Source organism: Pontibacter arcticus, from assembly GCF_003284895.1.
In the GTDB taxonomy this organism is placed as follows: domain Bacteria; phylum Bacteroidota; class Bacteroidia; order Cytophagales; family Hymenobacteraceae; genus Pontibacter; species Pontibacter arcticus.
The window spans coordinates 890,650-904,674 of the sequence record NZ_QMDV01000002.1 but is presented as its reverse complement, the minus strand read 5'-3'; the positions used below and the strand labels follow the sequence as shown (position 1 = coordinate 904,674).

The window sequence follows — 14,025 nt, the reverse complement described above, 5'->3', positions numbered from 1 at the left end:
TTATGTTACCACAACGAGCCTAATTAAAATTTTAACATTTTTGCTATAACAATTAACTCTAATGAGACAACTCAAGATAAGCAAACAGATTACAAATCGCGAAAGCCAATCGCTTGACAAATACTTACAGGAGATTGGCAAAGTAGATTTGCTTACTCCTGATGAAGAGGTTTCGTTAGCTCAGAGAATTAGAGAAGGAGATCAGTTTGCGCTTGAGAAATTAACAAAAGCGAACCTTCGCTTTGTGGTTTCGGTAGCAAAACAGTATCAAAATCAAGGCCTTTCTCTTGGTGATTTGATCAACGAAGGAAACTTAGGTCTGATCAAAGCTGCCAAGCGTTTTGATGAAACAAGAGGTTTTAAATTTATTTCTTACGCCGTTTGGTGGATCCGTCAGTCGATTCTGCAGGCTTTGGCCGAGCAGTCGCGTATTGTGCGCCTTCCCCTGAACAGAGTAGGATCCCTGAACAAGATTTCCAAATCATTTTCGGAGCTGGAGCAGAAGTTTGAACGCGAGCCATCGCCGGAAGAAATTGCGGAGGTACTGGAACTGACAACTGCTGAAGTAGTAGATACTTTAAAGATCTCGGGCAGACACGTGTCTGTAGATGCGCCTTTTGTGCAAGGTGAAGAAAACCGCCTGCTGGATGTACTGGAGAACGAAGACGAAGAATCGCCTGATATGGGCCTGATGAACGACTCGCTTCGCAAAGAAGTACAGCGTGCCTTATCTACACTAACCAAACGCGAAGCCGACGTAATTACGTTATACTTTGGATTGAACGGTGAACACTCGTTAACCCTTGAAGAGATTGGTGAGAAGTTTAACCTGACACGGGAGCGTGTACGCCAGATCAAAGAAAAAGCGATCAGACGTTTACGCCATACTTCCAGAAGTAAAGCTTTGAAGCCTTATCTGGGCTAATCAAAATTATTTATTTAAAGCAAAACCCTGGTCTAAAGCCGGGGTTTTGCTTTTGTAGCAAGTATAAATTTAAAATTCAGTAAGTATAAACGGCTTTTCATTTGTTAATAGAGGAGTGCTTTTAACTCTTAACCGGAGGATGAAAAGTATAACCCTGCCTAATGCCTTTTTTTATACTTGTTGATATGAAGGCAAAGGGTGATAATTTTTGTATACTTGCAACCAAATTTCTTTTGTACGCATCAATAAAATGGAAATAGAAAAAGTAAAGTGCCTGATCATCGGATCGGGTCCTGCTGGGTATACAGCAGCTATTTATGCTTCTCGCGCCGGCCTTAACCCGGTTTTATATCAGGGCCTGCAACCCGGTGGCCAGCTTACCATAACGAACGACGTAGAAAATTACCCGGGTTATGCAGATGGCATAAACGGTCCGCAGATGATGGAAGACTTCCGGAAGCAGGCAGAGCGCTTTGGCACAGATGTGCGTTATGGCATTGCCACTGCGGTTGATTTTTCTTCGAAACCACATAAAGTTACCATCGACGACCAAAAAGTTATCGAAGCCCATACCGTACTTATTTCGACGGGTGCTTCTGCCAAGTGGCTGGGCCTGGAGTCTGAAGCAAGGCTTAACGGAAATGGTGTATCAGCTTGTGCCGTTTGCGATGGTTTCTTTTACCGTGGGCAGGATGTAGCTATAGTTGGTGCCGGAGATACGGCCGCTGAAGAAGCAACTTACCTGGCTAATCTTTGCCGAAAAGTATACATGATCGTTCGGAAAGATGAAATGCGTGCTTCTACCATTATGCAGGAGCGCGTTAAAAAAACACCTAATATCGAGATCATCTGGAATTCTGTTACAGACGAAATTTTAGGGAAAGATGTAGTAGAAGGTGTTCGTTTAAAGAACCTGGTAACCGGCGAAACACAGGAGCTGGCAGTTTCAGGCTTTTTCGTAGCAATTGGCCATAAGCCTAACTCTGATATTTTTGCGGATTACCTTAACCTGGATGAGAATGGGTATATCCGTACTATCCCGGGAACATCTAAAACAAACATTGATGGCGTATTTGCTTGCGGCGATGTGCAGGACTTTACTTACAGACAGGCAGTAACAGCGGCTGGGTCGGGTTGTATGGCTGCACTTGATGCGGAACGCTACCTGGCAGCAAACGAGTTGCATTAATTTACCTGGTTGCAAGTTTTGCACCTGCAGAATTTTTATAGAAGGTTCAGCAAGAAATCTACAATATAATGGCCGTGCTTTAGTTAAGGAAAAAGCATTTACGCTTTTAACCGGAGGTGCTGTCAAAATTAGATCGAATGTTTACAAAAAAAGCGACGTTAGCGGTTGTACTGTTTATTCTGGGGATACTGTTTGGTCCGGCTGGCGCTTTGGCGCAAAGTAAGACCAAAGACCTCTTCAAAGTTAAATCTCCAAAGATACAGTACGTACGCCCTGATACAACCATACTGATCAAGTATGAGGAGTTTCCGGATGATGAGTCAGACGAGGATAACTCTGTATTTTTCAGCCCGAAGAAGGAGCTTTCCATTGTGAGTGAAGATACATCTGAGCTTGATTTGGGAGAACAGCATATTGTGGAGGTATCAGAAGAGGTTCTGGTAGATTCTACCTGGATCAGGATTGCCGGTTATTATGCCATCTGGGATACCCGGAACATTAATCCTTACCGCATGGATAGTCGGCAGTTAAAGGATACGGTTGATATTACCTTATATGACCCACAGGTAAAACGTGACTATAAAATGCCGCTGGTTAAAACACCGATCACCAGTCGGTTTGGCAAAAGAGGCTATCGCTGGCATTATGGTACTGATATAGACCTAGATACCGGAGACTCTATTTTTGCAGCGTTTGATGGTGTTATACGCATCAGTAAATGGGACGGCGGTGGTTACGGTAATTACTACGTGGTGCGGCATTACAATGGCTTGGAGACGCTGTACGGCCACTTAAGTAAACCAATTGCTAAAGTAGGCCAGTTTGTAAAAGCCGGCGATCTGCTTGGGTTAGGAGGTAGTACAGGCCGTAGTTCCGGTCCGCATTTGCACTACGAAGTACGGTACCAGGGCAATCCGATCGATCCGGAAAATATTTACGATTTCCCGGATTACTTACTGAAGGGGCAAAGCTTCGTTATTACGTCCGCATTGTTTAATTACTATAACAAAGCAAGAAGTAGCGGCTCTGTCAGCGGCGCACGAAGAACGCAGTATCATTCCATTCGTAAAGGTGATACACTTTCAGGTATTGCCAAACGCTATGGTGTAACAGCTAGCCAGATCGCAAAACTGAATGGCATTAGCACACGAACTACATTGCGGTTAGGGCAGAAGTTACGGGTAAAATAAAGCACAGATGAAAATAGACATACTTGCCTTTGCGGCGCATCCGGATGATGCTGAATTAGGTTGCTCAGGCACGTTACTGGCACACATAGCTGCAGGCAAAAAAGCTGGCATAGTAGATTTAACAGCAGGCGAACTGGGCACCCGGGGAACGCCTGAAACCAGAAAAGCAGAAGGGGAAGCATCCTCAGCCATAATGGGCCTTGCTGTACGCGACAACCTTGGTTTTGCGGATGGCTTTTTTCAGAACGACCGCGAACACCAGCTCAGGATAATTCAGAAATTACGCCAGTACCAACCCGACATTGTACTGCTTAATGCTATCTATGACCGACACCCGGATCATGGAAGAGGCTCGGAACTTGTGTCAGAATCGTGTTTTAAAGCTGGCTTGCGCATGATCCGGACATTAGATGAAGCGGGCAACGAGCAACAGCCTTGGAGACCGAAGGCGGTTTACCATTATATCCAGGACCGCATGATAACGCCGGACCTGATTGTAGATGTAACGCCATTCTGGGAAAAGAAAATGGAAACGATCCGCGCTTTCAAAACACAGTTTTATAACCCGGATGATACTTCTGCCAACACTTACATTTCATCTCCTGAGTTTCTGGAATTTGTAGAATCCAGAGCAAAAGAGTTTGGGCATGTGATAGGAGTTACCTACGGCGAAGGCTTTACAAAAGAACGCCATATTGGCGTCCGCAACTTGTTTGATCTGATTTAAAAGTATAAAGTATAAAAAGAAAGGCCGCTGATCAGCGGCCTTTCTTTTTATACTTTATACTTAGGTTTACTTCAACCTGTTAGTGCGCCAATTAGAAACAGGGGCCATACTTGCGCCATCTGCAGAAGCAGCTTGCGGTTTTCTGGTTTCCATGAGCATAGCTGCCAGTGCCACACCAATTTCTTCTGTAGCTTCATCCAACTGAGGCAAAAGCATAGCCGGCTCAAAATAACGCTCAATAAATTTCGTGTCGAAGTTACCGCTTACAAAAGCTTCGTGCTGCATTACAAACTTGCCAAAAGGCAGCGTCGTTTCAATACCGGTAATCTGGTATTCATCTATCGCCCGCACCATTTTCTCGATCGCTTCTTTACGGTCTTTGCCAAACGTAACAAGCTTCGCGATCATCGGGTCGTAATAAATCGGAATATCCATTCCTTGCTCAAAACCATCATCGACGCGCACACCTAACCCTTGCGGACGGGTATAGGTTTCTAATCGCCCAATGTCCGGAAGAAAATTATTAGCAGGGTCTTCGGCATAAACGCGCAGCTCCATGGCGTGCCCTTTTATTTTAAGATCTTCCTGTTTAAAGGTTATCTCGTGGCCTTCTGCAATCAGGATCTGCTCACGTACTAAATCCAAACCAGTAATCTGTTCTGTTACCGGGTGTTCAACCTGCAAACGTGTGTTCATCTCCAGGAAATAGAAGTTCAGGTTTTCATCCACCAGAAACTCTACCGTACCGGCACTTACATAATCGCAGGCTCTGGCAACGTTCACGGCACACTGGCCCATTTCCTCGCGCAGGGCAGGCGTAAGAACGGCAGAAGGTGCTTCTTCAATAACTTTCTGGTGTCGACGCTGAATGGAGCATTCACGCTCAAAAATATGCACAATGTTGCCATGCGAGTCGCCGAGAACCTGAATTTCTACGTGGCGCGGCGAACCGATATACTTTTCAATAAAAACAGCACCATCGCCAAACGCGGAAGTGGCTTCGCTTACGGCAAGCTGCATCTGTTCTTCAAAAACTTCCACGCTTTCTACAACGCGCATGCCTTTTCCGCCGCCGCCGGCACTGGCTTTGATCAGGATCGGAAAGCCAACTGTAGTAGCTATTCGCTTTGCTTCTTCAATATCAGTTATGGCATCTTCCGTACCAGGTACCATCGGGATGTTGTACTTTGCAACAGCGGCTTTAGCAGCCAGTTTGCTGCCCATCAGCTGGATTGCTTCCGGCGAAGGACCGATAAAAATAATGCCCGCTTCTTTTACCTGTGCTGCAAAACCTGCATTTTCAGATAAAAAACCGTAACCCGGGTGTATGGCATCTACTCCTAACTGTTTGCAAACAGCAATAATAATATCTGCACGTAAGTATGAATCACTTGATTTAGGACCACCTACGCAAACAGCTTCATCAGCAAAACGCACATGCAGGGCATTACGGTCGGCTTCGCTGTAAACAGCTACCGTCTTGATTCCCATCTCTTTAGCGGTTCGCATTACACGCAGGGCTATTTCGCCCCTGTTGGCAACCAGTATCTTATTTATTTTTCTCATGCAGCAGGAAAGGTTAATTTCATACCAAAGAAAAGGCTTTGCGGGCAAACTTAAAAATCGTGTTGTTAAAAAGGCAGGAGTGAGGGCAGTTATGATTGCTTATGAATCTTTAAAACTATAAATTTGCAACCGTTGTATCAGGCAACATTCGCTTTTATCTGAAGCGAACTTAATATCTGATCATTATCCCGATAACTTAACCATTATACCAAGTGGATTTATTTGAAAAGTTGTTGACCAACAGAGGTCCCCTAGGCAGCCACTCTCACTACGCGCATGGCTACTTTACATTTCCTAAACTTGAAGGTGAGATAGGACCGCGCATGAAGTTCAGGGGAAAGGACGTGCTGACCTGGAGCCTTAACAACTACCTGGGCCTGGCTAACCACCCGGAAGTACGCAAGGCAGATGCCGATGCGTCTGCAGACTGGGGTATGGCTTACCCGATGGGTGCCCGTATCATGTCCGGAAATTCAAACTATCATGAGCAACTGGAGTCAGAGTTGTCTGATTTTGTTCAGAAGCCAGATACCTTACTGCTTAACTTTGGCTACCAGGGCGTAGTATCTATTATTGATGCGCTGGTCGACCGCCACGATGTGATTGTATACGATGCGGAATCACATGCCTGTATTATTGATGGCGTTCGTCTGCACCAGGGCAAGCGTTTTGTGTATGGCCATAACGATATGGTTAGCCTTGAAAAACAGTTGGAGCGTGCTACGCGCTGGGCTGAAAATACAGGTGGCGCCATCCTTGTGATCACAGAAGGTGTGTTCGGTATGTCTGGTAACCTGGGCAACCTGAAGGAAGTGATCGCAATGAAAGAGAAATTCAACTTCCGTTTATTTGTTGATGATGCCCACGGTTTTGGTACAATGGGTAAAACAGGTGCAGGCACCGGAGAGCATTTAGGTTGCCAGGATGGTATCGATGTATACTTCTCTACTTTCGCCAAATCGATGGCTACGATAGGTGCCTTCGTATCTTCTAACGAGCAGGTAGTGGAGTACCTTCGCTATAACATGCGTTCGCAGATATTTGCCAAGTCGTTGCCAATGCCCATTACAATTGGTGCCCTGAAACGCCTGCAATTATTACGCTCTAAGCCAGAACTGAAAGATAAACTTTGGGAAGTGGTAAATGCGCTGCAAACCGGATTACGCGAAAAAGGCTTCAACATCGGCACAACAGAGTCTCCGGTAACGCCTGTGTTCCTGAACGGCCAGATTCCGGATGCAACGCAATTAACGCTGGATCTGCGCGAGAACTATAATATCTTCTGTTCTATCGTGGTATATCCGGTTGTACCAAAAGATGTGATCATGCTGCGCCTTATCCCGACAGCTGCTCATACTTTGGAAGATGTTTCCGAAACAATAGCAGCATTCGAAAAAATTGCACAAAAGCTGGATAAAGGGCTTTACTCAAGCTCTTCTGTTACGGCTTAATTTGCTTTAAAGGCATATATTAAAATTTGCTAATCTTTTGATGTTATCATTAAATGTGTATATTAGAGCAACTAAACCAATTTTTTAACTAAAATTAAGCTCTAATGAACAACAACTTTAGCAAACTCAAAGATCTTGTAATGTCTTTAGAATCTGATTTCGAAAAGTTCTACGACAAGAACAATGCTGCTGCTGGTACGCGTGTACGTAAAGGGATGCAAGACCTGAAGAACATGGCGCAGGAAATCCGCAAGGAAGTACAGGATGCTAAGAACAGCTCTGCTGAGAAAAAGTAACCTATCATTTAAGTATAAATAAAAAAGGGGAGTCTGTTCAGATTCCCCTTTTTTATTGCTTAAAATACTGTTTATTAGTTAATTAGCAGTAATCAGGTAGTAATTCTTTTTACCTTTCTGCACCACCAGGTACTTACCGTGCAGTAGTTCAAAACTTGCCGGTGTTTCATTACCGTCTACCTTCTGGCGGTTTATACTTACGCCTCCGTTTTTGATCATACGCTTGGCTTCACCTTTCGACTCGAAGATCTGGCCGCCTGTTACTTCCGATAAAAGATCGGTTACGTTAGCTGTTTCTTCAAATTGCGCTTTACTGATCGCAATCTGGGGCACACCCTCGAACACAGACAGTAAAACATCCTCTTTTAGGCCTTGCAGCGTCTCTAAATCACCTTTTCCAAATAAAATTTCGGAAGCTTCTATGGCACTTGTATAGTCTTCTTCGGAGTGTACACGAATTGTAACATCTTTAGCCAGGGCTTTTTGTAGTGCACGTAAATGCGGAGCTTGTTTGTGCTCTTCAAGGATATGTTCAATCTCTTCCTGCGAAAGTAAAGTATAAACCTTTATCAGCTTTTCCGCTTCCTCATCGGAGAGGTTAAGCCAGAACTGATAAAATTTGTAAGGTGATGTTAAGGAAGCATCCAGCCATACATTTCCACCTTCCGATTTGCCAAACTTAGTGCCATCAGATTTGGTAACCAGCTTGCCTACCAGCGCAAAGGCTTTTCCGCCATCCATGCGGCGGATAAGTTCTGTACCGGTTGTTATATTGCCCCATTGGTCTGATGCGCCCATCTGCAGCTTTACGCCTTTGTTTTTATACAAATGGTAAAAATCATACCCCTGGATCAGTTGGTAACTGAACTCGGTAAAAGAAAGTCCTTCGGCCCGCTCGCCGTCCTCATCAGCCGTAATACGCTTCTTAACGGAGTCTTTGGCCATCATGTAATTTACGGTCAGGTGCTTGCCAACCTCACGCAAAAATCCCAGAAAGCTGAATTCCTTGAACCAATCGTAGTTATTTACGATCTCGGCTGCATTGGTACCACTGTTAAAGTCCAGAAATTTTTCGAGTTGTTTTTGGATGCCCTGCTGGTTGGCTTGCAGCGTTTCTTCGTTCAGAAGGTTGCGTTCCGCTGATTTTCCGGAAGGGTCTCCGATCATGCCGGTGGCACCGCCTACCAAGGCTACTGGTTTGTGGCCTGCACGTTGCAGGTGTACAAGCAGCATAATAGTGGCCAGGTTACCTATGTGCAATGAGCTGGCAGTAGGATCAAAGCCGATGTAGCCTGTTGTCATGCCTGAAGCTAACTGTTCTTCTGTGCCCGGCATAAAATCGTGGAGCATGCCTCTCCATCTTAATTCTTCTATTAAATTCATCAATTTCAAATTCGTCTGTTCTGACAAAGATAAAAAAGAGTTACAATATTGAAGAACGGAAGTAGGTTACCTATTGCTTTTAAGAGAAAAGTATAAAGTGGCAGCTGCCTATACTTTTGATTCGGGAAGGGAATATTGTTTCAGCCACTCTTTCGCTATACCCATATCATCAAACACTTCAGCCTTAAACGATTTCAGGTTACGGTAAAATGCGGAGGCAGTGTTATTAGCAAAACTTTCAGGCGTCGCAATCATAGCAAAATGGCGAAGTCCGGCCGAAGCTGCTGTAGGAGCCCAGTCATTTAAAACCCAATCCAGAGAATGATCCCAGGAACCGATGATAAGGCGGGTATCATTTAAAACACATGTATAACCTGTTTTTTGGAGCGCAGCCACATAGGCGCGAGCGCCAGTTTTGATATTTTCTTCTGTCAGGTAACCCATCCAGTTCACATGTATCCACCTGTTTTGGGTATCTTCATGTATGACCAAATATACGCGTCCAAAAGGGTTTGTAAGTTCCTGTTTCATTTAACTAATTCTAATCGGGTATTTGTAAAGCGATACGAGCAGACTTAAATCAAATTATAGTAATACACTTAGTATAGGTGAAAAGGTTTTAGAGTTTTTCTAAAATTGAAAAGTATCGCAAGCTCAGAAATGGTACAAGTGTTTAACCGAGAAATAACCTGATCTGCCTGGCTATTTACCGATGAAATTAATTAACAACAAATCTAAGATAAAGTTTTAAGACAAGTTTCAGGCTGAAGGCCTAAATTTGCAAAGTATAAACGCTGCCACAGTTGCCTTTCATTTATGTCGCATACACCCGAAAGCATTTTAGAAAAGCTTAAGAACCGCCAGTTTGCTCCCGTCTATTTTCTGCAGGGCGAAGAGGCGTATTACATAGATCAGATCTCGGATTATATAGAAGCAAATGCCCTGCAGGAGCACGAGAAAGGTTTTAACCAGGTTGTTATTTACGGGAAAGATGTAGATATAGGCACAATTCTGCTGCAAGCCAAACGCTTCCCGATGATGGCCGACTACCAGGTGGTTATTGTGAAAGAAGCTCAAAGTATACTGGATATTGAGAAAGAGGAAGGCATGAAACAACTGGAGGCCTACCTCCAGCGCCCGTTGCCCTCTACCATCCTGGTGTTCTGTTACAAGCACAAATCGCTGGATGGCCGCAAAAGTCTTTCTAAAGCGGTAAGCAAACACGCCGTACTGCTTACAACCAAGAAAATTTACGACAACCAGGTGCCAGCCTGGGTGACTGGTTACCTCAAACAGAAAAGTATAAAAGCTACCCCGCAGGCAGTGGTCATGCTAAGTGAGTTCATCGGATCGGATCTGGCACGGCTGGCAAACGAGATTGATAAGCTCCTGATAAACCTACAGCCCGGCCAACCCATTGACGAGCGCGTGGTGCAGGAAAATGTGGGCATCAGCAAAGAGTATAATATTTTTGAACTGCAGGCAGCCCTGATTAACCGCGATGCGCTGAAAGCAAATCGGATCATACTTTATTTTGAAGCAAACCCCAAGAACAACCCGCTCATTCCGAACCTGTCGTTACTGTTTTCTTTTTTCACACGCTTGCTAACCATGCACATGGCTTTCGACAAGACAGATGCCGGCTTGCGCAAATTACTGGGCCAGCAGGCCTGGAAGGTAAAGGAATACAAGCAGGCGATGCAAGTTTTTCCGTTAGGCCGCTGTGCCGATATCATTCACTTTATCCGGGTGGCTGATTTGCAGGTGAAAGGGATAACGGGTGGCAACATGAGCGAAGGCGACATTTTAAGGGAACTGGTTTTTAAGATGCTGCACCCGGTTACCAAAGCGATGGCAGTTCAGGCCTGATAATTTAAAATTTACACAATATTTCGGCACCGGAAAGCATTATATAGACATTGCATAATGTTCTGGCCCGGCTCAAAAGTATAACTCCGGTTTATACTGGGCAGGTGCTTCTAAAATTGAAAACAGAAGCCCAAAGCCATGCATTTTTTATTAACTTTGACTTTAGCTCTTAAAGGAATAAAGTATAAACGGCCATTTGGTTTATTTATACTTCAAAAGTAAACGACATACCCTGAAAGGTAAGTAGAGATATATGAAGATAGCTTATAAAATAGCGCTTGCATCCGTACTGGCCGGTGGCTCGCAGGTAGCGGTGGCCCAGCATACGCAGGTTTTTACATCAGAAGAAAAGTATTTTCACGAAGGGCTCGAGCTTTTTGACCGGGCAAAGTATGGCGCCGCGCAGGAAGCTTTCCAGAAGTATATTGAGCGGATCGGGGACAAAGCCAAAACAGCAGATGCCCAGTATTATTACGCCATAAGCGGCTTGTACCTGATGCACCCGGATGCGGAGCAGCTGATCCTGAATTTTGCTAAGAACTACCCGGCTCACCCCAAAACGGCAGTTGCTAATTATGAGTTAGGCCTTTACTATTTCGAAAAGAAAAACTACGAAAAGTCGGTGGAGCTGCTTAAGAAAGCGCCTACCCATTTATTAAATATCAAGCAGAACAAAGAACTGGAGTTTAAACTGGGCTATTCTTACTTCGCTACCAAGGATTTCGATAACGCCAAAGTATACTTCGATAAAAACAAGACTACCGGTTTCAGAGAAGATGAGCACCGTTTTGCTTACGCCTCTAATTACTATGCAGGCTACATCGCGTACCGAAAAGGGGATTATGCAGCAGCCAAAGCGGACCTGAAAATTGCGGAGAAGAACGAGGCTTACGCGCGTATCGTACCCTACATGATTACGGAAATCCTATACAAGGAAAACGATATCTACGAAGTGATCCGGTACGGCGAAGAAGCTCTGAAAAGACAACCGCCTGTACAGCAAGCCGATGAAATTGCGCTGCTAGTAGGCGACGCTTATTACCAGAAAGCCGACTATAAAACTGCCGAAAAATACTTTACCCAATATGCAGCCGGCAAGCGTTCTTTCGAGCCGGTGGTACAGTATAAACTGGCTTTCACGGATTATAAGAACAATAATTTTAAGAATGCCATTGCCAACTTTAAAGCGGTCGCGCTGAAGAAAGATGCCTTGGGCCAAAGTGCAGCTTATTATCTGGGCTTGAGCTACCTGAAAGAAGAAAACAAGCAATTTGCGCTCACCGCTTTCGACCAGGCCAGAAAGAACGACCAGGATAAAGACATCACAGAAGCAGCTACGATAAAGTATGCGCAGGTAAATTTTGAGCTTGGTAATTTCCGGGAAGTGATCGCTTCGCTGGCAAGTTTCACAAACGATTACCCGGACTCAGAGCAGGCCGAAGAAGCTGACAGGTTGTTAAGCGAATCATACTTTAGCTCGAACAATTACGCCGAAGCCATTCGTCACATCGAAAGTCTGCCAAAGAAAAGCTACCGTATCCTGCAAACTTACCAGCGCGTAACGTACCACCACGGCGTTAACCTGTTTAACGATGCAAAATTCCCGGCCGCAGTGGCTATGCTCGATAAGTCGTTACAATATCCTTATGATAAAGAAGTTACGGCATCCAGCCACTTCGTGAAAGGCGAAGCTTTTTCGGTTGGTCAGCGTTACGGGGATGCCATTAACAGTTACGGGGCCGTATTCAGAGCAACGCCGAGCACCAAAGCCGATTATTATATCAAATCACGCTACGGAATCGGTTATGCCTACTTCAATACCAAAGAATACGACAAAGCGCTTACGCATTTTAAAGCTTACCTAGACGCTATACAGCCCAGCAACCCGAACTATAACGATGCAACGGTGCGCCTGGCTGATACCTATTATGTAAGTAAAAATTACGGCGAATCCCTGAAACTGTACGAACGCGTAATTGCCTCCAGTTCTCCGGATCGAGATTATGCCTTGTTCCAGAAAGGGGTGGTGCTAAGTATAACCGGCCGCAGCGAACCAGCCAAACAGGCGTTGCAGGAACTGATCGCGAAATACCCGAAATCACGCTACCTGGATGATGCCATGTACCAGCGTGCCGTCATCGATTATGAAGCCGGAAATTACCAGGCAGCAGTAACATCTTTTACAACGCTTATTCAGCAATTACCGGACAGCAAACTGGTGCCAAATGCTTTGCAGAAACGTGGTACGGCTTATACGAATCTGGGCCAGAATGCCAAAGCGATTGCCGATCAGCAGCGCGTGTTAAACGAGTTCCCATCATCGGCAGTAGCCAGCGGTGCTTTGTATAGTTTGCAGGAAGTGTTGGGTACCGAAAACCGTAGCAGCGAATTTGATGATTACCTGAACAAGTATAAATCGGCTAATCCGGAAAGCACCGCCCTTGAAACCATTGAGTTTGAGGCTGCTAAGACATTATACTTCAATGAAAAGTATAGCGAGGCTGTCCCTAAGTTCCAGGCTTATGTAACGGGATACCCGAACAGCCCGCATGTGGCAAACGCCCGTTATTTCCTGGCAGATGCACAACTTCGCCAGAACAACACACAGGTTGGTTTGCAGCGCATGAAAGAAGTGGTAGCCGAAAATAAATCTGAGTTTGTGAACCGTGCCATCCAGAAAGTGGCGGACATGGAGTATGAAGCTAAGAATTACAGCGAGGCTATCAAATACTACACACGCCTGCGCGATGTGGCTACAAACCGAAAAGAACAGCAGACAGCACTCACCGGTTTAATGCTGAGCCACTACAGCACCAACGATTTCCAGAGTACGAAAGGTATTGCCAATGAACTGATCAGCCAGGGCAACGCAGCGCTTAACGCCTATAATTCTGCCCTACTTTACAAAGGAAAAGCAACCTATGGTCAGGGTAACTTACCGCTTGCGCTAACAGAATTGCTGGAAACTGTAAAATCTGCCACAGACGTGAATGGTGCCGAAGCGCAATACCTGATAGCAGAGATTCTGTATAAGCAGAAAAAGTATAAAGAATCGCTTGATGCCGCTTACGACTTCAACAACAAATACTCAGGTTACGACCATTGGCTGGGCAGAACATTCCTGCTGATCGCTGATAATTATGCAGCTCAGAATGAGATGTTCCAGGCAAGGGCTACTTTAAACTCCATTATTGAAGGATCACCGGATAAAAAAATTGTGGAAGAAGCGAAACAGAAACTTCAGCAACTGGATGGCAAAGGAAGCAGCACAACGACAAAGCCTCAGAACCTGACACCGGCCAGCAATTTGCAGCCAGCGCAGCAGCCAGCCTCAACTGATACTATAGAGTTAATACAGGATGTGCCTACGGATAGTACGCAGCAGGGCAACGGACAGGAACGGAAGTAATTGTAGCATTTACAGACAGC

Annotated in this window: 11 protein-coding genes; 8 read left to right on the top strand and 3 right to left on the bottom strand. The window is 45.0% G+C overall.

Translation table 11 applies throughout. The features are described from left to right. The first annotated feature begins 61 nt into the window (after window positions 1-61). The 4 genes from DP923_RS09095 to bshB1 all read left to right on the top strand — a co-directional run bounded on the left by DP923_RS09095 (window position 62) and on the right by bshB1 (window position 4,031). On the top strand, window positions 62-925 hold the full coding sequence (locus tag DP923_RS09095; protein WP_089317726.1) for a sigma-70 family RNA polymerase sigma factor: 864 nt from the start codon (window positions 62-64) through the stop codon (window positions 923-925). A gap of 250 nt (window positions 926-1,175) precedes the next feature. Beyond that, window positions 1,176-2,114, top strand: a complete 939-nt coding sequence (trxB, locus tag DP923_RS09090) for a thioredoxin-disulfide reductase (RefSeq protein ID WP_112305501.1) — start codon at window positions 1,176-1,178, stop codon at window positions 2,112-2,114. Between the two features lie 137 nt (window positions 2,115-2,251). Continuing rightward, on the top strand, window positions 2,252-3,304 hold the full coding sequence (locus DP923_RS09085) for a M23 family metallopeptidase (protein ID WP_165838169.1): 1,053 nt from the start codon (window positions 2,252-2,254) through the stop codon (window positions 3,302-3,304). Between the two features lie 7 nt (window positions 3,305-3,311). Continuing rightward, window positions 3,312-4,031 (top strand): bacillithiol biosynthesis deacetylase BshB1, encoded by a 720-nt coding sequence (gene bshB1, locus DP923_RS09080; RefSeq protein WP_112305500.1) that lies wholly within the window; start codon window positions 3,312-3,314, stop codon window positions 4,029-4,031. 66 nt (window positions 4,032-4,097) lie between these two features. On the opposite strand, the gene accC is transcribed toward bshB1, so the two are convergent. After that, window positions 4,098-5,597: an acetyl-CoA carboxylase biotin carboxylase subunit gene (accC, locus tag DP923_RS09075; RefSeq protein ID WP_112305499.1), complete on the bottom strand. Its 1,500-nt coding sequence runs from the start codon at window positions 5,595-5,597 to the stop codon at window positions 4,098-4,100. 212 nt (window positions 5,598-5,809) lie between these two features. Here accC and DP923_RS09070 point away from each other — a divergent pair, with 212 nt between their 5' ends. Together DP923_RS09070 and DP923_RS09065 are read left to right on the top strand one after the other, a co-directional pair. Continuing rightward, window positions 5,810-7,048 carry an aminotransferase class I/II-fold pyridoxal phosphate-dependent enzyme gene (locus tag DP923_RS09070; RefSeq protein WP_112305498.1) on the top strand — a complete coding sequence of 413 codons (1,239 nt, stop codon included), beginning with the start codon at window positions 5,810-5,812 and terminating at the stop codon, window positions 7,046-7,048. A 104-nt stretch (window positions 7,049-7,152) separates the two neighbouring features. Continuing rightward, complete coding sequence (locus DP923_RS09065; RefSeq protein WP_112305497.1) at window positions 7,153-7,344, top strand: histone H1; 192 nt, start codon at window positions 7,153-7,155, stop codon at window positions 7,342-7,344. Between the two features lie 78 nt (window positions 7,345-7,422). On the opposite strand, the gene tyrS is transcribed toward DP923_RS09065, so the two are convergent. After that, entirely contained in the window at window positions 7,423-8,727 is a 1,305-nt protein-coding gene (gene tyrS / locus DP923_RS09060) for a tyrosine--tRNA ligase (RefSeq protein ID WP_112305496.1), read from the bottom strand. A 108-nt stretch (window positions 8,728-8,835) separates the two neighbouring features. After that, window positions 8,836-9,258, bottom strand: a complete 423-nt coding sequence (locus DP923_RS09055; RefSeq protein ID WP_112305495.1) for an STAS/SEC14 domain-containing protein — start codon at window positions 9,256-9,258, stop codon at window positions 8,836-8,838. 285 nt (window positions 9,259-9,543) lie between these two features. Here DP923_RS09055 and holA point away from each other — a divergent pair, with 285 nt between their 5' ends. Together holA and DP923_RS09045 are read left to right on the top strand one after the other, a co-directional pair. After that, window positions 9,544-10,596: a DNA polymerase III subunit delta gene (gene holA / locus DP923_RS09050; RefSeq protein WP_112305494.1), complete on the top strand. Its 1,053-nt coding sequence runs from the start codon at window positions 9,544-9,546 to the stop codon at window positions 10,594-10,596. A 253-nt stretch (window positions 10,597-10,849) separates the two neighbouring features. Beyond that, window positions 10,850-14,005 (top strand): tetratricopeptide repeat protein, encoded by a 3,156-nt coding sequence (locus DP923_RS09045; protein WP_112305493.1) that lies wholly within the window; start codon window positions 10,850-10,852, stop codon window positions 14,003-14,005. Window positions 14,006-14,025: the final 20 nt, after the last annotated feature.